17 protein-coding genes and 3 tRNA genes are annotated in these 20,856 nt (G+C 56.7%); 3 read left to right on the top strand and 17 right to left on the bottom strand.

Annotated elements, in window-relative coordinates:
• Positions 1-73: 73 nt before the first annotated feature.
• The 13 genes from fdxA to Tam1G_RS04895 form a co-directional block, all read right to left on the bottom strand.
• Positions 74-394: a ferredoxin gene (fdxA, locus tag Tam1G_RS04955; protein WP_033890541.1), complete on the bottom strand. Its 321-nt coding sequence runs from the start codon at positions 392-394 to the stop codon at positions 74-76.
• Between the two features lie 77 nt (positions 395-471).
• Entirely contained in the window at positions 472-1,998 is a 1,527-nt protein-coding gene (locus tag Tam1G_RS04950) for an amino acid permease (RefSeq protein ID WP_101625675.1), read from the bottom strand.
• Between the two features lie 107 nt (positions 1,999-2,105).
• Positions 2,106-3,335 carry a UDP-N-acetylmuramate dehydrogenase gene (locus tag Tam1G_RS04945; protein WP_033890543.1) on the bottom strand — a complete coding sequence of 410 codons (1,230 nt, stop codon included), beginning with the start codon at positions 3,333-3,335 and terminating at the stop codon, positions 2,106-2,108.
• 94 nt (positions 3,336-3,429) lie between these two features.
• On the bottom strand, positions 3,430-3,597 hold the full coding sequence (rpmG, locus tag Tam1G_RS04940; protein ID WP_007053013.1) for a 50S ribosomal protein L33: 168 nt from the start codon (positions 3,595-3,597) through the stop codon (positions 3,430-3,432).
• Positions 3,598-3,659: 62 nt separating this feature from the next.
• Positions 3,660-3,733, bottom strand: a tRNA-Met gene (locus tag Tam1G_RS04935).
• A 4-nt stretch (positions 3,734-3,737) separates the two neighbouring features.
• Positions 3,738-3,809 (bottom strand) — tRNA-Thr (locus Tam1G_RS04930).
• Position 3,810: 1 nt separating this feature from the next.
• Positions 3,811-3,892 (bottom strand) — tRNA-Tyr (locus Tam1G_RS04925).
• Between the two features lie 159 nt (positions 3,893-4,051).
• A complete protein-coding gene (locus tag Tam1G_RS04920; protein WP_033890544.1) occupies positions 4,052-5,131 on the bottom strand; it encodes a histidinol-phosphate transaminase in 1,080 nt (359 codons plus the stop codon).
• Between the two features lie 34 nt (positions 5,132-5,165).
• Complete coding sequence (locus Tam1G_RS04915) at positions 5,166-9,176, bottom strand: transglutaminaseTgpA domain-containing protein (RefSeq protein WP_101625674.1); 4,011 nt, start codon at positions 9,174-9,176, stop codon at positions 5,166-5,168.
• Positions 9,177-9,192: 16 nt separating this feature from the next.
• Entirely contained in the window at positions 9,193-10,212 is a 1,020-nt protein-coding gene (locus Tam1G_RS04910; protein ID WP_101625673.1) for an AAA family ATPase, read from the bottom strand.
• Between the two features lie 223 nt (positions 10,213-10,435).
• Entirely contained in the window at positions 10,436-10,729 is a 294-nt protein-coding gene (gene groES, locus Tam1G_RS04905) for a co-chaperone GroES (protein ID WP_033890546.1), read from the bottom strand.
• A 160-nt stretch (positions 10,730-10,889) separates the two neighbouring features.
• A complete protein-coding gene (locus Tam1G_RS04900) occupies positions 10,890-12,194 on the bottom strand; it encodes a hypothetical protein (RefSeq protein ID WP_033890547.1) in 1,305 nt (434 codons plus the stop codon).
• Between the two features lie 38 nt (positions 12,195-12,232).
• On the bottom strand, positions 12,233-12,898 hold the full coding sequence (locus tag Tam1G_RS04895; RefSeq protein ID WP_033890548.1) for a GNAT family N-acetyltransferase: 666 nt from the start codon (positions 12,896-12,898) through the stop codon (positions 12,233-12,235).
• A 34-nt stretch (positions 12,899-12,932) separates the two neighbouring features.
• Between Tam1G_RS04895 and Tam1G_RS04890 the strand changes: the two genes are divergently transcribed.
• The 3 genes from Tam1G_RS04890 to Tam1G_RS04880 all read left to right on the top strand — a co-directional run bounded on the left by Tam1G_RS04890 (position 12,933) and on the right by Tam1G_RS04880 (position 14,794).
• Positions 12,933-13,622: a 5-formyltetrahydrofolate cyclo-ligase gene (locus Tam1G_RS04890; RefSeq protein WP_101625697.1), complete on the top strand. Its 690-nt coding sequence runs from the start codon at positions 12,933-12,935 to the stop codon at positions 13,620-13,622.
• A 100-nt stretch (positions 13,623-13,722) separates the two neighbouring features.
• Complete coding sequence (locus Tam1G_RS04885) at positions 13,723-13,908, top strand: FmdB family zinc ribbon protein (protein ID WP_033890549.1); 186 nt, start codon at positions 13,723-13,725, stop codon at positions 13,906-13,908.
• Positions 13,909-14,098: 190 nt separating this feature from the next.
• Positions 14,099-14,794 carry an SAF domain-containing protein gene (locus tag Tam1G_RS04880; RefSeq protein ID WP_101625671.1) on the top strand — a complete coding sequence of 232 codons (696 nt, stop codon included), beginning with the start codon at positions 14,099-14,101 and terminating at the stop codon, positions 14,792-14,794.
• Positions 14,795-14,808: 14 nt separating this feature from the next.
• On the opposite strand, the gene Tam1G_RS04875 is transcribed toward Tam1G_RS04880, so the two are convergent.
• The 4 genes from Tam1G_RS04875 to rplL form a co-directional block, all read right to left on the bottom strand.
• Positions 14,809-15,009: a hypothetical protein gene (locus tag Tam1G_RS04875; protein ID WP_033890552.1), complete on the bottom strand. Its 201-nt coding sequence runs from the start codon at positions 15,007-15,009 to the stop codon at positions 14,809-14,811.
• A gap of 2 nt (positions 15,010-15,011) precedes the next feature.
• Positions 15,012-18,647, bottom strand: coding sequence for a helicase (locus tag Tam1G_RS04870; RefSeq protein ID WP_101625670.1), 3,636 nt, complete (start codon positions 18,645-18,647; stop codon positions 15,012-15,014).
• Between the two features lie 8 nt (positions 18,648-18,655).
• Positions 18,656-20,116 (bottom strand): variant leucine-rich repeat-containing protein, encoded by a 1,461-nt coding sequence (locus tag Tam1G_RS04865; RefSeq protein ID WP_101625669.1) that lies wholly within the window; start codon positions 20,114-20,116, stop codon positions 18,656-18,658.
• Positions 20,117-20,372: 256 nt separating this feature from the next.
• Complete coding sequence (gene rplL / locus Tam1G_RS04860; RefSeq protein ID WP_033890555.1) at positions 20,373-20,756, bottom strand: 50S ribosomal protein L7/L12; 384 nt, start codon at positions 20,754-20,756, stop codon at positions 20,373-20,375.
• Positions 20,757-20,856 lie beyond the last annotated feature (100 nt).

Below are 20,856 nucleotides of genomic sequence, written 5' to 3'. Positions count from 1 at the left end.
CTCTTAAGATACGACGAACCCCCGGCCAGAGAGGTCGGGGGTTCGAGATGTGTGATCGGCATTCGCTCAGTAATCACTGATTCTGCGGAGGCAGTGCAGCCACCTGCTCGGGATCCTTGCCAATCGGACCATTGGCGGAAGCACCGCCCAAATCGCCCACTTCGGCAAAGAAGCTGACTGCAGCATCCTTGTACCAAGCCCACTCATCCGGCAGATCATCCTCGTAGAAGATGGCTTCAGTGGGACACACCGGTTCGCATGCACCGCAGTCAACGCACTCGTTCGGATTGATGTACAGGGAACGGGAGCCCTCGTAGATGCAGTCGACCGGGCACTCGTCCACGCAAGCCTTGTCCTTAACATCCACGCAAGGCTGAGCAACAACGTATGGCATGGAATCCTCCTTGAAAATAACGCTGTGTCAATTCTAGGCTCGCGGCCGGACGCTTTGACGCAGCGTCAGCAAACGCATCAGCCGTTGATGGCCTTATCGGTTTCAGCGGAAAGTTCTTCGCTTAGTTCACCAGTACCAAGGCGAGCATGGCGATAACCGTAGCCGAAGTAGATGGCAAAACCGACCACAAGCCACACCACAAAACGAATCCAGGTGAGCACGGTCAGGTTCAGCATCAGCCACAGGTTAGCCAAGCCAATCAAAATCGGCACCCAAGGGTTACCCGGAATCTTGAAAGCTCGAGGCAAATCAGGGCGCTTCTTGCGCATGATCGGAATGGAGATGGCCACCAGCGTGAAGGCGGAGAGTGTACCGATGTTCACCATGTCGGAGAGCACGCCGATATCGAACAGAGCGGCGACCAGAGCCACCACAACGCCCACGGCAATCTGCAGGCCAGCAGGAGTGCCATGCTTACCGGTCTTGGACAGGCTGCGAGGCAGCAAGCCGTCACGGCTCATGGCGAAGACGATACGGGTCAGACCGAGCAGCAGCACCATCACCACAGTAGCGAGGCCCAGAACGATGCCGAAGCTGATGATCTTGGCCGCCCAGTTGGCACCGACCAACTCGAATGCAGTGGCGAGCGACGGGCTATCCTGCTGGGCGAGCTCCTTGTATGAGACCATGCCGGTGGTCACGATGGCCACGAGCATGTACATGATGATGATCAGGGCCATGCCCACACCAATGCCGAGCGGCACGTTCTTGTGCGGATCCTTGGTCTCTTCGGAAGCGGTGGCCACCACATCGAAACCGATGAAGGCGAAGAACACAAGTGCCGCACCAGAGAGGATGCCCGGCACGCCATAGATGGACGGCACCATGCCGGTGGCCCACTGCCACAGCGGCTGGCCCATCACGCCGGAAACGGCCGTGGAGCTTTGCACGCTGGATGCCGGTTCTGCCGGTGGAATGAACGGCGTGAAGTTGGAGGCCTTGACGTAGAAGAAGCCGACGATCACCACGAAGAACACGATGGCGATCTTGAGCACGGTCATAGCGCCATCCACGCGGGCACCGATCTTGGTGCCGAAGACGAGCAGGGTGGTGAAGAACGCCACGATGATGATCGGCGCCACGTCAATGTGGAAAGAACCGAATGTCAGGTTGGTGTTGGCGTTCCAACCCATGAGTCTCATGAAGTCATTGAGGTAGACGCCCCAATATTTGGAGATCACGGAACCTGCCATGAGCATTTCCAGAATCAGATCCCAGCCGATGATCCACGCCATCAGCTCACCCACCGTGGTGTAGGTGAAGGTGTAGGCGGAGCCGGCCACCGGAATCATCGAAGCAAACTCGGCATAGCACATCACTGCAGCGCCGCAGACGATGCCTGCAATCAGGAAGCTGATGATCACGGCCGGACCCGCGTGGAAGGCAGCTGCCTGCGCGCCCACGGAGAAGATGCCGGCGCCCACGGCGACGGCCACGCCCATAATAGACAGATCCCACCAAGTCAGGTTGCGCTTGAGCTTGCGGCCCTCTTCACCTGTTTCGGCAATGGTCTGTTCGACGGATTTCGTACGGAACAGTTGCATAAAGCCTTCTCTTTCCTCTAGAGCGCACCTGAGCACGCAAAAACAACAAAACGAGTATAGAAGAGGCTACGTGACTTGTCTATTACCTATCGGTAACTTCCCTACACCTACTTATTCAGTACGCCAACGCACACCGGCTCCGGAACCAGCTCGATACCGAATGCCTCACGTACGCGCTGCTGCACTGTGTGAGCAAGCTGCTCAATATCCTTGGCCCGAGCTCCTCCGCGATTGGTAAGCGCTAACGTGTGCTGCGTGGAGAGGCTGGCCGGAGCATCGGAGGCAACGGCAAAGCCCTTATGGCATCCGGCATGGTCAATCAGCCATGCGGCAGAAGTCTTGATGCCGGGGTCGCCGTTCGGCAAAGTCGCATTAAAACGTGGCGCATCTTCAGGCAGGTTCTTCGCCTGATCGGCAGGCAGAATAGGATTCATGAAGAACGAGCCGCAGCTGTGGCGATTGTAGTCAGGAGCAGGCAGACCATCTTCGGTAGGCTCGATGTGCGCCGCTTCATTAAGCGCAGACAAACGCTGCAAATCAGCCAGAACATTGTTCTCACGCTTGGCATCAGCCATTGCCGGCAGCGCATAGCGCGTGGGATCCTCAAGCATGCCTTTGGCAGCACGCACATTGAGTACTGCTTCGCGAATATCCTTGGTGGACATACGATCGCCGACTTCAACGCCGAGTGCTTTGGCGAGCTGACCGTACCCCACAGTGCCTTGCTCGGAATGGGTCAGCGCAAATGTGACGGAGAGTACCACATAGCGCGGGGTCGGGAAGAATTCGTTCGCCGGCACTCCGGGAGCCTGGTACATGCTGGCCTTGAGCGCCGAGTAGCGATAGCCGAAGTGGAGATCTTCGGACGTCAGGTCACGCGTGGTTTTGGTTTTGCGATCCCAGACTTCCACTGATTCCACCGATGTGGCCACTTCCTGACCGTAAGCACCGATGTTCTGCACCACGGAGGCGCCAACCGTACCGGGAATGCCGGAAAGTCCTTCTACACCTTCGAGCCCGATTTCCACGGTAAAGGCCACGAAATCATCCCAATTGGCGCCGGCTTCGGCGTTGACGTGCACGGTGCGGTCCTGCCCTTCCACTGGGGCTGCCTCGTCCGGAACAGTGATGAGCTTGCGCGCGTCACGCACTACCACACCGTTAAACGGCTCATCGGCAATCAGCATATTTGAGCCTCCGCCGATTACCACCAATGGCAGGCCCTTGGAATCAGCATCTTCAACGGCCTCAATCAGGCCAACACGTGTGGTCGGCTCAATAAAATGGGCGATTTCTCCACCCACACCCATAGTGGTGATGTCTGCAAAGCTAGTCATGCTTTCCTATCCTAGCGGTTGTGGAAAATACGGAGTGAAATGATACGAAAAAACCCAGCCACATGGGCTGGGTTTGAAGTTTATTATCGTGCGATCAACGAGTCTCGCGGTGCACGGTCTGCTTGCCGCAGCGCGGGCAGAACTTCTTGAGCTCAAGACGATCTGGGGTGTTACGACGATTCTTGGTCGTAATGTAGTTGCGCTCCTTGCACTCGGTGCAGGCCAGCGTGATGCCCGGACGGATGTCGGCGCTCTTAGCCATTCTCATTCACCTCTGTGTTTACTAGGTATAATTTGCGCCCACCGGTTAGCGGGCGCAGTTTGTAGCGAGGAAGAGGCTCGAACTCTTGACCTTACGATTATGAGTCGTACGCTCTAGCCAGCTGAGCTACCCCGCCAGAGAGCCCCGAGTGAGAATTGGACTCACGACCTCTTCCTTACCAAGGAAGTGCTCTACCACTGAGCTATCGGGGCGTGGCGGATAGTGGATTCGAACCACTGAAGCACGAAGCGGCTGATTTACAGTCAGCTCCCTTTGACCGCTTGGGAAATCCGCCAGTCTGTTTCCCGCTGCGGTGTTCGACCTCAACAGGCAACTCGGATATATAAACACATCTGGCGGACGCGCGCAACTTTAGACACGATTTCGGCGTGTCGCAACAGCTTCCACTACCCGTTACTGGAGCTGTTTTCCTTGAATTTTCAAGGAAAATCGGTTAGAAACCAGCAGCCTTAAGCTTGGCGCATACGTCGATGACCAGATCGTTGGCCTCCACTTCTCCGATGGAGATGCGAATGCCTTCACCAGAGAAGACGCGCGTGGACAGGCCAGCAGCCAAGAACTGCGCGGCGGCCTCATCCGTCTTCTCCCCCAACGGCAGCCAGAAGAAGTTCGCGTACGGCTCCGGGAATTCCCATCCCTGATCCTTCAGCGCAGCCACCACACGGTTGCGTTCGGAAATAATCGACTTCACTCGATCGGTCAGCTCATCGTAGGCGTTGAGGCTGGCGAGCGCCGCGGTTTGAGCCACATCGGTCACGCCGAAGGGCAATGCCACCTTGCGCATACCGTCAATCACGTCTTCCGGAGCAATGCCATAACCGATACGCAGACCGGCCAGACCGTATGCCTTGGAGAAGGTGTGGGCCACCACCACGTTCGGGAATTCACGGAACAGATCCATAGCCACGGACGTATCGGCATCCGTATTGAACTGGAAGTATGCTTCATCGAACAATACGAGCACGTCGGAAGGCACTGCTTCCATGAGTCGATGCGCGTCTTCGGCAGCCACGGAAGTGGAGGTCGGATTGTTCGGGTTGTTGACGATAACTAAGCGGGTTTTCTCGTTGACCGCGTTGATCAGACCATCGATGTCGTGCGAGCCGTCCGGCAGATTCGGCACCTGTACGCTGGTGGCACCAGCGCCGGCCACGATAATCGGGTAGGCCTCGAAGCTACGCCACGGGTACACGACTTCATCGCCGGGGCCTGCAACTAGCTGCACCAGCTGAGTGATGACCTCGGTGGAGCCGCAACCGAGCACGATGTTTTCCGGCTTGACGCCGATTTCCTCGGCCAGACGCTCCACCACAGCCCAACCGCGCATATCCGGGTAGCGGTTCAGGTGCGGCAACGCGTGACCTTCAATGGCCTTGACCACGCTGGGTAGCGGGTCGAATGCATTCTCGTTGCTGGAAATCTTGAAGGAGCGCTGGCCCTCAACCTTGGGAGCCGGCTTGCCCTGCTTGTAGGAGGGGATGGTGTCAATAATGCTGCGATGTTTGAAACTCATGGCCCCATCCTATACCGTTTTTCTTTTCCGCTACTTATAAAGCCCGAATTTGCGCGGTTTTCAACAGTCCAATATGTTCGCTGCGCCCGCCGAACGCGGCAGCAGTGGCATTGCGGGCTGCGGCGAGCGCCATGTCCGCACGTGCCGGATCTTCTGCCGCTATGGCTTGGGCAATATCCAAGTCGGTATCGGTGGGTTTGGGATGCGTAATCAGCTGTTGATTACGGCTGATAGCACCATGCCGCGCATGACGGCGAACTGTTCGACGTGCTTCTCGCCGAATCAACCGCCATACAGCCATCCATGCATTACTGGTCAATTCTTCGTCATCCGGATGGGCTTGGGCACGAGCCACGATGCGCAGTACCCGGCGCCGGCGCACCCAACGCAACCATCGCGGTACCGCACAACCTATTGCGAATAGGGCCACCGCTATTGCCGCGAGCAGCAGCACACGCACCCATATCGCCTTGGCCGCATACCAATCGGTTATCGCATTCCAAGTGTTTCCGGAATCATGAGCAGCCTCGTCAGTGGTGTGCTGTTTGGAGGCATTGCCTGCGGCTTTGGAGGATTGTGCTGCATCGGTATTGCCGTTTTCCTCGGATGATTCCGGTGAGCTTGGATCCGGGGAAATCGTCACTTCTGGAACATCAGCGTCATTCGAGGAGTCAGCGGTGTTAGCGCTGGAATCAGCGTCCGAGGAGGCAGAACCGTTTTCTGTGGTGGCCGGCGTCACGTCAAACGGCACCCAACCCACACCATCCAAATAGGCTTCCACCCATGCGTGCAGTTGCTTGGACTGCACGGTGAAAAAGCCATCTTCGCTACGTGGCTCCACACCGGCGTTGTACCCAAGCACCATGCGCGTAGGCACACCCAGCGCACGCCCAAGTACCGCTAAAGCCGAAGCGTAATGTTGACAGTATCCCGAATGTCCGTTTTCCGAATCCAGAAAATCATTGATGACCTCCAGATTATTCCGCCCGTCGCCGTCCGGGGCGTCAAGCGAATACGTGAAATGGTTCTCGGGATTGGTGAAGTATTCCACCAGCCAGCGCATCGCGCGCGCCTGATCGTCGTAGCTGGAGCCGGTGACGGGTATCCCATCCGCCTGCGCCTGCTTGATTACGGAACGAATATTGGCCGGCAGCTGTTTGGGCAGTGCCGTATATCGGCTTGTATGCGCCCGCTTATCGCTGCGCTCAGCGTACTGCTGCAATTGTTCGATGAACGGATTACTCACGTCGCCTTCACTACCGGGCATGACCGAGAACGCGGCAAGTTCCGAATGCGTCTGCCGTAACGTCTCAATGGCCTGTCGCTCCCACATATCCTGACCGTAGAACGTGGACACGCTACTGTTCATGGGCTGTGCGACCACCGCGTCGGTAATGGGCATAGCGAGAACAAAAGCGTTCGCTTCTCCTGCGCCGATAACGTAATCGTCTCGCCCGAAGCCCAGTTGACTGACTACGGTGTCGTCGAAAACAATGCCGCTCGGCATGTTAATGACCTGGCCGTTGACGGTTTGCGTCTCTCCGCCACCATAAATGACTTTTCCTAGATACCAGCCTGACGGCCCGGTAATCGCACCGTCGGAGCCGATAGCGGCATTAATAATCAACAGATTGCCTTGCACACTAGCAAGTCCCGTATCGGCAAGGTTCCGTCGCGCTTGCTGCCAGGCCTGCTTCTCTTCGTTGCTGGAAGAAGTCCGGTTCCCCATCAGACTGTTTTTCGCATCCGTGATTACGGACAACTTGCTGAATCCGCTTGAATTCGTGATGGGATCGATGTCGGTACCGAAAACGGTGTACGAGGTGTCCGCGGATGTTCCTGACGTACGGTTGTATACCGTGCCGTCCTGATACATAAGCCAGTCGCTGCCCGCACCTTCCACATACGTAGCCATGCCGGGAACTGGCAGGAACCGTGATTTGAGTGTGTCGATGCGCACAGTGGCGTTCACCATGAACTGTTCGAGCGTGTTCTGGTTCGTAGTGACTACCTGGTAGCCGCCGTACCCGAGGACATACATGTACAAGCTTAAGGGGTTCATACCGCGTCGCTGTTCACGAGTGAGCTCGTCTTCGCTATTGCGACCAAGTTGGATACCCGAACCGTATAGTCCGGCGTCAATCGCAATTTCACGGTCGTATCCCCAGGAGTCACCGTCGAAGTTATCCAGTGTGGTCAGTCGCAGATAACTGCGCTTATACGACTGATACGTCAGCACCGTAGTATCCGATCCGGCGGTGATGTTTCGCTTCAAATCAATCATCGGGCTGACGGTGTTCGAAGTGAACATACCGCCGCCTTCGCCGATGGACAATGGCACCCGATACGCCAAGTCGGCGGCCGGTGCTGTAAGCGGCAGAGTGATGGCAACGGCGAGCGCGGCAGCCAATAGCGGGGTGAGTTTCAGGATGCTGCGTGACGCAGAATCCTTACGACCTCGCAGGTTGGTCTCAAGCTTGGCATCAGGATGCGTGCGTTCAGGGTGCGCGGACCAAAGCAGCAGCGGGAAGGACGCAATCACCAGACCAATGGCCCACAATGGTGCCGTATGGCCGGCGAGCGCATAATCCGCGGCCAACGCCACCACCGGCAGAGCGGCCATAACAGGCTGGGCAGCGCGCCAAAGCAGCACGAAACGAATCAGCAGACCTGCAGCGGCAACAAGTATCAGCAGGAATAAATCCGCATGCCCCACAACCTTCAATGGCGGCAATTGCAGATTAAGCGAGTTGAAGCCACTGGTTACAGCGCTTATATATGAGCTCCACGAATCCGCAAGATTCGCAGCCAGATTGCCCTTCGACCAGATTTGCGCAAGCGTATCGTGCAGATGAATCACGGAAAGCACTGCGACGGCCAGCGCTTCCGCTATGGCGAACATCGCAATTCTGAGCGTATCGATCACCCATCGCGGACGGTGAATATGATTCGCCAAATACGCACTCTGCATCGTACTTCCCGCGGCAATCACCATGAAGACGGCTGCGGCGAACCATATCCACATGCCTGTTGGCTCGATGAGGCCTCTCAGTGCATTGAGAGCGACAATAAAGCAGATGAGCAGGGGAAGCCAGCCCCTTGTAGACGAGAAAGACTCGCTTGGAATCGTTTTCTTGGGGGCAAACTCCACTACAAGGGGTTGCACCTCCATCGCATCAACCACAAGCGACGGACCTTGGGCAGCGAGACGCCGAACGACCGCTTCACGGGACGGCGCCGACCCCGATTCCACAGGGCACGCTGCAGCCAGGAATCGGTCAACGTTCGCTATTCCTTCATGCGATTGAACGCCGTCTGTGACGATGATGCGCTGGCCACGCTTTCCCGCCGCACGCACAATAGGCAGCACGGAAGCCACTTGAACATCGAGCCGTTGGGCGCTCACATCGGTATGCAGCACCACGATAAGTGCGGGGCGAGCATTACGCCCAGTCTCACGCGTCATCAGTTCGCCGCGCCGAGCCGTGTGCTTCCAGGAAATAAGCTTCAATGGATCGCCGGGAGCGTAGGAGCGTACACCGCCGGATGACTCCTGATGGCTTATGCCGGCCTGTCTCGTATCAGCCGCAATACCGGCATCATCCGTAGCAGCTTGAACCTGCGGCAATATCAAGGTTTCATCCGTTATCGGCATGATTCGGGTTGCCGCAATCAGCCCCAATGGAGCTATCCAATGCACCAATGTGTTGACGGTAACGTATCGTCCACGTCGATCTGCTGGCGGCTCACCTGTAATACGCGCCACTACGCGCCCAGATTGGTCCCGTTGCTCGATTTGCCGGCGATACCGCGGGTGTCCTATGGCCAGTACACCGAACCATTGCAGCACAATCATCACTACTGAGCAGAGGAACAATACCGCAATGGCAATGGACACATCCATCAGCGTGCGTTCATCCAGCAGCAGGCCGCCGAAACAACTTGCGGCATCCGCAGCCAGCAGGACCAGCCCGCCAATAGTCGGACGAATAAGTCCGTGTCTGCGGAAATGTTGCCGCTGTAATCGTCTGCGCGTAACCATCATTGATACTCACACACCGTTAGGCGCGAGGCACAGGCGTACTGGACACAATATCGGCAATAATCTGTCGTGCATGTTCCAAATCACTGGAACCGAAACCGGCATCATCCAAAACCAGTCGATGAGCCAAAACGGGAACCGCCAACGTTTGCACATCATCCGGCAGCACATAATCACGACCATTGATGAATGCGCGAGCGCGAGCCATTGCTGCCAGATGCAGGCTGGCACGCGGCGAAGCACCATAGCGTACATCTTCACGTATGCGAGTCGCACGAGTCAGCGCCACGATATAGTCAGCGACCGCATCGGCAATAACCACCGTACGAACCGCATCGCGCAACCGCCCGGCCTCCTCGGCGCTGCAGATCTGAGCGACACGTTCCAACGGATTGGACCAGTCGGTAGCCGTCAGCATTGCCGCCTCCGCCTTGGCAGATGGGTAGCCAAAACTCGAGCATGTCATGAAACGGTCAAGTTGGGCTTCCGGCAGCGGATACGTGCCTTCCAACTCAATAGGATTCTGCGTGGCAATCACCAGATACGGATTCGGCAACGTATGCGTGTTGCCATCCACACTGATTTGCCCCTCACTCATTGCCTCCAACATGGCGGACTGGGTTTTAGGATTCGCGCGATTGATTTCGTCGGCAATAACGATATTGGCGAACAATGGTCCAGGGTGGAACTCAAATTCATGCGAATCCCGAGAATAAATGCTCACACCAGTCAAATCGCTGGGCAGCAGATCAGGAGTGAACTGAATACGGCGCGCTCGCCCGCCAATGGCTTGACCCATAGCGCGCGCCAATGTGGTCTTGCCAACGCCCGGCACATCCTCAAGCAGCAAATGACCGCCAGCCGCAAATGTAGTGACCACAAGATCTATGACTTCACGAGAGCTGGATAATGCGGAAGCAAGAGCATCGGCGATGTGCACAAGAGCCGCAGCAGACGGAGCTTCGGCTTCTGCATCGCCCTGAGCAGCTTCAACCGGCTGAGTAACAGCGTTGGCAGTGGGATTGACGGGAACAGTCATGGCAGCCTCTTCCATAGGGACTTCACCGCCGACCAACGGACGTGCGGCGCACCGGAATACAGGCAAAGATAGTGCCCGGTATTCCGCTATCCAGTGTACGTGTACCCCACCTGCAGGCTCAAATACGCTATGAGCATGAGAAGTATGCAAAATCCCGGCCGTTCACGAAGAACAACCGGGATAAAAAGCGTTATGTTCGCGCTATCTAGCTGCGTAAGCTAGCTCAGCCGAGGATGGCCAGCACATCGCGAGCACCGATGATGAGGTAATCCTCACCCTCGTAGTGCACTTCGGTGCCGCCGTACTTGGAGTACAGCACCTTGTCGCCAACCTTGACATCCATCGGGATGCGCTCGCCCTTGTCGTCACGACGGCCCGGGCCAACGGCCAGCACTTCACCCTGCTGCGGCTTCTCCTTGGCGTTGTCCGGAATGTACAGGCCGGATGCGGTCTGGGTCTGGGCTTCTGCCTGCTTGACGATGATCTTGTCTTCCAACGGTGTGAGCTTAATCGACACTGTGGGTCACCTCGTATCTGCTTGTAGTTCAGTTCGATAATGCCGCGCCAGAACGCCTCAAGAGGCTGACGATCACTTGCGTTGTCCCTTTGCGCTAGGACACATGGTAGCGCGATTATTAGCACTCTGCCAACTCGAGTGCTAACGCTGTGAGAGAAAATCAGTTACCGCGGCGGGCAAGAATCGAATCAAGACCTACGCTCAGCGATTCGGAAGTGGCAGCCGGGGCTTCCACTTCGGCATGGGCCTCACGCTCATTGAAGGATTCCTGATCCTCAGCTGGCGCATTGTCCGCGTTCTGCTCAGCGTTCTTGTCATCGGCAACAGCTGCATCTTCTGCATTGGTGTCAGCAGCTGCTTCCGCAGCGGCAGCCTGGGCATCGTCAGCGGCCTTCACCGCACGAGCCTCATCAATCAGCTTGTGCGCAACTTCAACATCCACAGGTTCAGCCTTGGAAACCTGACGCGTGGACTTGATCTCCAAGCTTTCCGGAGCATTGCCTTCATTACGCGGCTCTCCCAGCGAGAAGGAAATAAGATCCTGAGATGCGGCCATATCAAACACATCCAGCGCACGAGCCGGCTTGACGGATGTCAATTCAGACGTCGCATCGGCGGATTCCTGGTCACGCTCGTCGCGAACAGTAAGTGAAGGCTTGTCAACGATATTGGATTTCGCAGCTGTTCCCGCATCAGATGCAGATGCCGAGCTCTGCACATTGGCGTCCTCGGACTTAGCCTGGGCGGCGGCCTCACGCAACGCTTTGGCCTTGGCTTGTTCAGCTTCCGCGGCACGCAGTACACGGCGAATCTGACGCTGTTCCATCACCTCAGTAGAAGCCTCATCATTGGCATTGGACTGATGTTCCGCCTGTGCAACAGCTTGAGCAGCAGTCACACTCTTTGCTGCAGAGGATTCAGCCTTCGCAGCCTCGACCGCGGCCTTCTGCTGCTGGCGCTTAGCCAGTTGAGCCGAGCGCCTACGCGACTGCTCATAGCGATGCACCTTACGCTCCCATTCGCGAGCGTGGCGTGCCGCATTCGCGCCCAAAGCAAGCACTACAAGAGTCAAGGCAAACGGAATCAGCGCGAACAGCGGGCTGAAATGCAGAGCAAAGGCAAGCACCAGCACCACTACCGTCACAGCGAGCAATACACCAACCAGAATCTGACGACGCTTAATGGACTGCTTGCGCAGCTCACGCACATGTGCAATATGCGCCGGTGTCAGCTTCGCTGACGTTGTAGATGCTGGCATTGCTGCCCCTTTCGCCTCACGCGGCTTGACATCGCCGAACCGTCTGCCGTCCTCCGCTTCCACAATGCGCAGCGAGGGCGAGTAGCGATCCTGCCGGTGTTCGGCTGCACGCTTCATACCGTTGGCCGTACGTGCAGGCAGCCATACGGCAATAACAATCACCGCGATCACCAGCACGATAACAGTGCTTAGTGACTCGTAACCCATAGAGTCAAGAATAGGAGACGCCCCGACGAACTTGTGGGTTACTCGCCGGGCGTGTCGGATGATGAACGCGATTGCAGCAGACGCGCCGTGAATCCCGTTCCAGCATCCTCGGCCAGCAAGGCGAACGTCACATGGTCGCGCCAGTGACCGTTTACATACATATACCGTTCACGAAGCCCCTCATGATGCGCGCCAATCTTGCGCACCACAGCCAGCGATCGAGCGTTCTCAGGCAAAATGGCGATTTCCAATCGATGCAAGGCGGGGCCGAATGGGTCGGTCAGCGCCCAATCAGCCAACATGGCGAGAGCCATCGGCGCAAACCCGCGCCCCGCGTAACGCTGATCAACCCAATACCCCACCACTCCGGTGCGCATGGATCCATACGATATGGCCCCTAACGAAATCTGGCCGACAATACGCATCTGATATTCAATGGCGAACAGCGCACCGGTGCCATGCTGCTCATTGCGACGCATGCGTTGCAACCACTGGTTGAAGGTGATGATTCCCCCATGCATCGGGTCGCCGGATTCCCAAGGTGCCAGCCAATCATTATTACGCCAACGCACTTCGTTCCACGCTTCCTCATCATCCATAGTGAGTGCGCGCAACACAATAGGGCAACCGGGATGGCTCAGGCGCGGCATGCGGATCTGATTATCCGGCCGGAACGCCTCTTTAATGGTCTGGAATACTGACACGGCCCCTTATTGTAGCCGTGCTACGTTGTGCGATATGAGTGGTGTAGAGATTACGGACACAGCGAATAAGCAGGCGGCTGTTGCTTCAACAGCGCACAAGGCCGCGGCTGAAGCCGCTGATAAATTCGAGCTGCGGCATCAGGCTCTGGCAAGACGTAGGCTCACTTCTGTTCGGGAGCGCCTCGACGCCGGCCACTCGCTGGTCCGAACGCTCACGCAGGCGTTTGCATCCGAGCCATTCATGCAGCGGGTTTGCCAGGGGAACGTCGTGGCGGCTTACGTATCGATGGGTACTGAAATCGAGACCCGCCCGCTGCTTACTTGGCTGTTGGAGCGAGGGTGCAGGGTTCTTGTGCCGAAGCTGGGGTCCGGATTGGAAATAGGCTGGAGCGTGCTGCAGTCGATGGATGATTTGCGCGCCGTGGATGGACATGGCCATTTGCGTCCGGATGAGCCTGATGGCGCTGTATTGCCGCCTGAGGCTTTGACTCAGGCCGATATGGTATTCGCTCCGGCTCTTGGCGTTGACTCGAGGGGCTTCCGTTTGGGGCGCGGAGCCGGCTGGTATGACCGCGCATTGGCTGCGCGCCAACCGGGATGTCCGTTGGTTGCCGTCTGTTGGCCGTGGGAGGTTCTGGAGGATGACCTGCCGGCCGAGCCGCATGATGTTCCCGCAGACGCTGTGCTTACGCCAAGTGGATATCACATGTTCACCGTCCAATAATCCGGTGGCTGAACTGTCAGGGCAATGACTAGGATATGAACGGTTGCTTGGCATGGCATTGAGCCGTGCGCGTTTGTTTGTATTTGTGTGGAGGAATCCGTTGCCTACTTATCATTACCGCTGCAAGAACTGCGGCTACGATTTCACCGAACAGCAGTCATTCTCCGATGACCCAATTACCGTGTGCCCGAAGTGCGCTCAGGAACAGGTACGCAAGGTGTATTCGGCTGTACCGATCGAGTTCAAGGGTCACGGCTTCTACCGCACGGATAAGTCCGGTAAGTAAGCCAGTAAGTCGCTAAAGCGGGGCATTTTCGCGGTTCATCCGCTGAAATGCCCCGCTTTTGTATGCGTGGCGGGGCAAAACGTCGAATGAATCCTCGAAAATGGCGCAGAATGTGGATAACTCGGCAAGCTAGAACCACATAGGTCGGTTGAGCTTGCGCTACCGGAAGTACTCAGGTCACCATGAACGTATGGTGACCTTTTCTGTATTCTCAAAGCGCAAGCTTCCGCCCACCGGCTCGCTGCGTCAGCGCCGCATGCGGTATACACTGCGGCGTATTGCGGCGGCTGCATGCGCGGGATTCGCCGTATTGTTTGGCTTGCAAGCCATAACCGCACATATCGCAACAGCGCCTGTTGTGGTGGCAGTCCGCGATATTGCGCGAGGCGGCACTATTGGCGCTTCGGATGTGATGATTCGCTATGTTTCTCCGTCCGCCGTCAGCGCTTCGATGCTTGACTCGGTTGAGGATGCGACTGGACGAATCGCGTATACCGATATAGCGAACGGCGATCCGATACTGAAACAGATGGCGCGTAACGCTCCGGTGGCACCGAAAGGTACCACTGTTCTGGAAGTGCGGTTGACCAGCACAGCCGGTGATTTGACTCCCGGAGATCATGTGCAATTGGTGTCTGCTGTGGGTTGCCAAAGTGAGCAGCATTCGCAGAACGATGAGGCGGATACGACTGATGCTTCACGAGCTGCTGTGCAAAAAGAAAGCTGCGTACTCGCCGAGGACGCACTGGTTATGGGCATCAACAAAACTGCCGACACATCGTATACGGATGGTGGGCAATTGGTGTCGTTTGCTATAGCGCCGAGTGCTGCGGCACAGGTGATGCAACTTCAGGAAACAGGAGCAATCATGGCTGTAATGCACTGACCCAGCTGCTATCGTTACTGTTTTTCATTGAACACAGCCCAGTGAGGCGGCAACTCGCCGAGGATGCGCTGGTCATCGTCGGCTTGGCGCTGCTGAGCGGTCTGCATGTCTCCAGGCTCGAGTTTGACACCATCAGCATCAAACCGCTCAGTACCCTTCATCACCACACGCTTATGTTTGCGCGGAGTGCGTCGTGTTGCTGAATATTCAGCCATCGTTATTCAACCTCACGGTAGATATCGCTGATGCGAGCTACGATGCGGTCGACTTCCTTATCCGGGTTCACGAACGCGGCAACACTCCATACGGTCATGACGTTCCATCCCAAGGACATGAGGTTCTGCCCGCTGAGACGATGGCGACGGCGTGTGGACTGCACCGACATGAAATTGGCGTCATCGGTTTCCACGGCAAGCGCAAATGGCTTGTCCTTCAGCCCAACGACCAGCGGGATCTTAATGCCCTTATCGAAGCCGTAGTTCACCGCCGCATCGAGGCCACGAGCGCGCAAACGATCGGCAATATCGTTAAACAGCACATTGTCTCCAACAGCGGCACGCACCGGCAGCACCGGACGGTCGTCCAGCTGGCTCACCCATGTCAGCACGGTCTTCAGGAATCTTGGCCCTGTCTGATGCAGACGCTCATCATCCATATCTTCCGGACCGAAGGCAGACACAATATCCAGATTGCGGTCAGCCAATGCCAATGCGTCAAGCAACATGCCACGGCCACCATCATTTTCGAGCACGCCGAACTGCTGGAGCAAACGGCCATGCACGGTCTTGGCATAGCACATCGAGATAATCACGTCCGTGGCCTGAGTACCAGCCACATCACGCAACGGCACCAAACGAACATGGCGCAGGAATCGTCCCATTGGCTTGTTCTTGGAAGCCAAAGACTTCAATTCGGCACCCAACCGAGTGCGGAACACGTCGGTCAACACCACAACGGCGAGGATATACCGCGATGGCACCACTGTGAAGCTGGCAGCACGTTCGGTGATGATACGGACCACTTCTTCGATTTCCTGCTGGCTGGATTCCACCAAACCACTGGACATTACAGGAACACCGTTGGCTTCAATGCGATGGAATCGCACCACACCAGTAGCCGGTTCGGTAGCTACGTCATAGCCGACCGACCCATAGCCTTCGGATTCCAAGAATGCAGCCAGACGCGGAGCGCGGCAGGATGGCTGAGCCACCACCTCAACATGAGGCAGCATGCCGATCAATTCCTTCATCGATTCGCTGGTCACCGTGGCGCAATGCGCAATAACCACAACCTGACGTACACGACTCAGAATCGAGAGCAGTTCAATCGACGGAATATGTGCGCATGCATCGACAATAGCCACATCGGCAAGTACACCGGGCTCGGTCAATGCAGCCAAAGTGCCTGGAGCGGCAACGATAATCGGCTTTGCCGCTGCCAGAATTTCCGGGTGATCTCGGCGAATACGGCTCAACGTCACATTAGAGCGGCCGGCAAGCACCGTATGCAGCTGGTTCGCTTCCTGCGTGCGGGAGAACAGCATGTCACACAGGCGACGCATCGATTCCTGAGCCACCATCGGCCCAACCGAACGCACATGTTCCACGTCGACCTGAATGAATCGGTCTGATGCGGTCTGCAGTGCGGAACCATCCTGATTGGAGATGATTGCCGAAGAGCGGACGATATCGTCAAACACCGTGGTCCACCATGCCAGCTGCAATTCGCCACGCACCTGATCAACGCCCACATGGCGAATGGTCAGATCATTGACGAGTTCGGTCAAGCCCACCGCGGCGAGCTCCTGCTCCAAACGGCAGCGCTCAGGCAACGTGTCCAGAGCTTTACGGTCGTCCAGCAACGCCTTAAGACGCTCTTCAACAGTATTGAAGTCCGCGGTCTCCAGGTTGCCGCCGATAGGCGTAGTGGCCAGCACGGTATCCAAAGAGGTCATATTGCCAAGGAGACCATCAAGCGTGGTGATGATGTCGTCCAGCTTCGTAGGCAGCACCGGCCAGCCGCCATGAGGCACAAACTGACGCCACTGTTCGCCTTGCTTGGCCACTACCTTCAGGGCTTCATGCAGGTCCTCCACCTGTGCGCCAACGCGCAGCAGGGACTTGGCTTCCTTGATATGACGACGACGCTCCCAGAAGCCCATTGACGTGCCTTCGGCCTTACGCTGCGCCTTGGGCATGGTGGCTTCGATCATCGAATCGATGTCTCGTTCGAAGATTTCCGGCTGGAACACATCTAGCACACGCCTCAGGTTCTTCAGCACTGTGACCTGGCGTTCCCATTCACGCGTCGTAGTAGGAATGGGGAATCCACAGGTCTGCACTGTACGCGTCACCTGTTCACGAGTGGCTGGCAGGTAGCGACGCAGCAAATCATCCACGCGCTGATATGCGTCAATGGCTTGATCCTCAGTGGTCAGATTAGCTTTGTACCAAGCAGTGTCCTTGGGCCCAATGGTGAACTCACCGAGTTCTCCGGCACGTTCAAGCTTGCTGATCCATGCTTCCATATCGCCGCCAACGGTGAGCGCGCTTTGCTCGCGGAGCCTCACATGGGTGGCTGGATGGGTCGGCAGTACCGAAATACGAGCCAGATTCTGAATCGTCTCGTATGCGGAAACATTCCACTTCTCGTTCACACCGTGCAGATCGCCCAGATAACGGGTCAAACGCGAGCGCACGCCCACAAGCTCATCCGCAAGCTGATCGAATCGCTGGGTAGCAACACCCGGCTGGAAGCCCACTGCCGAAATAAGCTGCTTATCGATCACGGCATTGGCATGCTCATCGGCAACGTCAAGCAACTGAGCTTTGAGCTCATTCGCTGATGCCGCCTGCATAAAGCGACGTTTCTGTTCGGTGACGCCGGGCACATACAGCACGGAGCGGCCGCTCATCAAGCAACGTGAAGCAATCGCCACAGACTGTTCCGCAGCGCCCTTGGGGAAGGAACCATCGACCACGATGCTGTGACCTGCAGCTGCCAAAGAAGCGGCATAGCGCACCGTATTATCCACATCACCAACTTCGAACTCGGAATGCGGGTCGGAGTCGAAAGGACTGTACTGCGGCGGGTTCGTATCCTTCAAGGATGCGCGAGCGCTCTCATCGCCAGCCAACGCATCAAGCAATACATTGCCGGTGGCACCATTTTCCAACTGATCGATAATCTGCTGGCTTTCGGCAACGATCAGCGCCGACGGATCCATAAAGCAACCAAGCACGACATGACGCTCAATGGTGAAGTCAGGAATAAAATCATGCGCTTCAGCAATGATGCGGGCGAACAAAGCGGAGGTGTCCGGCTTACCACTCTCGTAGCTGGAGACATCGAATAAGGAATCCTCATCCAAATACACGCGCTGTTCACGCAGCACATTGACGAACGCACTGTTCAGTGTGGCACGTCCAGCGAACTGAATGGTCGGTGCGGAACCTTCTTTCGGCACGAACACGGTCACTGGGTAGAGCAGCACCGGCAGCGCATTGCCTTTCCAAGTAGCCACACCTACGGCTATGGACAGTTCCGCAACACCGGCGATACGGCGCTTGGCGGTCTGATCGTCCAGCACGCGTGTGAGATGACGCTCTGCCGCCTTCAGCATGCCGGTATCACGGAACAGCGAGTCAAGACGCACATGACCCGACGCGAACAGTTGCGCGTTGCCGGAAGGATGGGCATGGGTCATATCCAGTTTGGCCACAAGCTGGTTCACATCCTCCAAGGGCGAAGGAGCCAGCATGGCGCGGTACCGGTCGCGCCAGCCACGAATACGATTCAGGCCAAGCACCGCATTGGCCGTGTTCTGATCATGCTGATCTTGTGTTTGAGTCATCTCCCGGCTCACTTTCCAACCGCTTCGCGGTATTCCTGATAGCCCTTGTTGTGGGCCAGAGCTTCGTCAATATCGGCTTCGCCACGAGCGGCAAGCCAAGCGTACATATCGTCATACAGGTATGGGTTCATAGCCAGGAACACCAGCAGTTCCGGATGACGCGCGATTTCGAATTGCAGTGAGAAATCCTGCGTGGTTTTCGCATCATTGGAGTTCAATCCATCGACTTCAACCACTGGTTCTTGGGCTTTAAGCTCACCTTTGGCCACACGCTCGAACACCGACCCCGGTTCGAAGGCGGGGGTATAGGTGCCTGCGGCATCGCTATATTCCGTGGAATCAGTGGACACTGATGGTGTGGAATCAGCTGAGCTTTCATGCTCACCTGACTGTTCCTCCATCGGCACGAAAACCAATGACTGTGGATCAGTGGCCTGCGATGGAGAGGATTCAGTCGACTCGTCCGATTCATTTTGTTGTGAATCCTGCTGTGAATCCTCGGACGGCGTATCAGTTGTATCTTCGGTTGCGGATGCCTCAGGCTCGACCGTTTCAGGCTGAGCGTCATGCGGCTCGGCTGGCTCCGGCTGCTCAGCAGTGTCCGTTTGCGATGCTGGCTGTTCGGATTCCGACTGCGATTCGGCAGCATGCTCATCTGCCGGTGCTACAGAGGTCTCGGAATCCGCGACCGGCTCAGTATGCGCCGTGCGCACGGGGTGGGCAATCGCGTCAACTGGCACCAGACCGGAAATCCGCACGCCAGGGCGAAGCGTCGGCTTCGATTGCGGCTGCTCTGGCAATGCTACGGCCTCCATTGCGGCCTTTGCCTTGCGCGCCTCTTCATCTTCCTGCTGCTGAGCCTCTGCATCAGCAAACAAGTCTCGCGGCAAGACCGGCTCTTCAGGCTTATGATTCAGCTGGACAATATTAAGACTGCCTAGTTCAAGCTCATCAACCTTATGCTGAACACTGGCGGCGCTGAAGATGGCAGTGGGTTCACCGGCACGCAAATCAAGAATATCGTCCACAGACATATCAGCGGCATCAGGTTCCTGCGGTGCATCAGACGCAGCATATCCGAACAGATCCGGCACCGACTGGTTCTCGTCGCCGTCTTCAGGATTATCAATGCGGATAAAATCGGCAGGGACATCGCCAAACTGCATGCGCATCGGAGATACAGGCAGCAGAAAATCAGCGTTCGGCGGCAGACGCAGCAAATCACCATTGTCGCGCACTACATAGGAACCATTGGTAGAACCAAGGTCACGCACGCTGGCGGAACCGTTCTCCTTCACCGTGAGCAGAGCATGGCGTTTCGACATCGATTTGGTCTGATCGGCCACATCCAAACGCGCATTGCCATCGGCAGCCAGGGGGCGCAGAGGCTTGCGACCTATCTCCAAGCTATTGCCAGGTTTGACGCTGACCTGATCAACCCCATTGATCCGCACCGTCCACTCGCTCACCGTGACCGCCTTCCTAAACACACTACTGACCACATTACGTGCAATTGTGTCATCTTGTGCTGATTTTTCGCGAATTATCAGACGAAGAGTTGCCAAGTTTTCGTATTGCAGCGCCTCAACGCAATACAATACGCCGTGACACCCTTATTATGCGCAAGCTCAACCCGCATAAATACGGGAAACCCCGCAACCTAAGTGTTTAGGTGCGGGGTTCCTTAAGCTAAACGCTTGTGATGTGCGGCTTATGCCGCCAAAATCACTTGAGCTCGACGGTAGCGCCAGCCTCTTCCAGCTGGGACTTAGCCTTCTCAGCGTCTTCCTTCTTAGCCTTCTCGAGGATGGCCTTCGGAGCGCCGTCAACCATAGCCTTAGCCTCAGCCAGGCCAGCGTTGGTGATGGCCTTGACAGCCTTGATGACCTGGATCTTCTTGTCGCCGACAGCGGTCAGGACGACGTCGAACTCGGTCTTCTCTTCTTCCTCAGCGCCAGCGCCAGCAGCCGGAGCAGCAGCAACAGCAGCGACCGGAGCAGCAGCCTCGACGTCGAACTTCTCTTCGAAGGCCTTGACGAACTCGGAGAGCTCGACGAGGGTCATTTCACCAAAAGCTTCCAGGAGCTCTTCGTTGGTGTACTTAGCCATGATGGCTTCCTTTCATTCTGGCGGCGGTCTACGCGACTTGGTGGACGCACCGTCTCAATGTTTTGTTTGTTTTCCGAATTATTCATGCGGCAAGCCGCAT

The sequence above is a fragment of the Bifidobacterium imperatoris genome, from assembly GCF_002860405.1.
GTDB lineage: Bacteria > Actinomycetota > Actinomycetes > Actinomycetales > Bifidobacteriaceae > Bifidobacterium > Bifidobacterium imperatoris.
The sequence above is the reverse complement of the archived record's forward strand: the minus strand, read 5'-3'. Positions and strand labels throughout refer to the sequence as shown.

Coding starts and splice junctions, on each gene's coding strand:
- fdxA (WP_033890541.1), bottom strand. CDS start 394: ATGCCATACGTTGTTGCTCAGCCTTGCGTGGATGTTAAGGACAAGGCT.
- Tam1G_RS04950 (WP_101625675.1), bottom strand. CDS start 1,998: ATGCAACTGTTCCGTACGAAATCCGTCGAACAGACCATTGCCGAAACA.
- Tam1G_RS04945 (WP_033890543.1), bottom strand. CDS start 3,335: ATGACTAGCTTTGCAGACATCACCACTATGGGTGTGGGTGGAGAAATC.
- rpmG (WP_007053013.1), bottom strand. CDS start 3,597: ATGGCTAAGAGCGCCGACATCCGTCCGGGCATCACGCTGGCCTGCACC.
- Tam1G_RS04920 (WP_033890544.1), bottom strand. CDS start 5,131: ATGAGTTTCAAACATCGCAGCATTATTGACACCATCCCCTCCTACAAG.
- Tam1G_RS04915 (WP_101625674.1), bottom strand. CDS start 9,176: ATGATGGTTACGCGCAGACGATTACAGCGGCAACATTTCCGCAGACAC.
- Tam1G_RS04910 (WP_101625673.1), bottom strand. CDS start 10,212: ATGACTGTTCCCGTCAATCCCACTGCCAACGCTGTTACTCAGCCGGTT.
- Tam1G_RS04900 (WP_033890547.1), bottom strand. CDS start 12,194: ATGGGTTACGAGTCACTAAGCACTGTTATCGTGCTGGTGATCGCGGTG.
- Tam1G_RS04890 (WP_101625697.1), top strand. CDS start 12,933: ATGAGTGGTGTAGAGATTACGGACACAGCGAATAAGCAGGCGGCTGTT.
- Tam1G_RS04880 (WP_101625671.1), top strand. CDS start 14,099: ATGGTGACCTTTTCTGTATTCTCAAAGCGCAAGCTTCCGCCCACCGGC.
- Tam1G_RS04875 (WP_033890552.1), bottom strand. CDS start 15,009: ATGGCTGAATATTCAGCAACACGACGCACTCCGCGCAAACATAAGCGT.
- Tam1G_RS04870 (WP_101625670.1), bottom strand. CDS start 18,647: ATGACTCAAACACAAGATCAGCATGATCAGAACACGGCCAATGCGGTG.
- rplL (WP_033890555.1), bottom strand. CDS start 20,756: ATGGCTAAGTACACCAACGAAGAGCTCCTGGAAGCTTTTGGTGAAATG.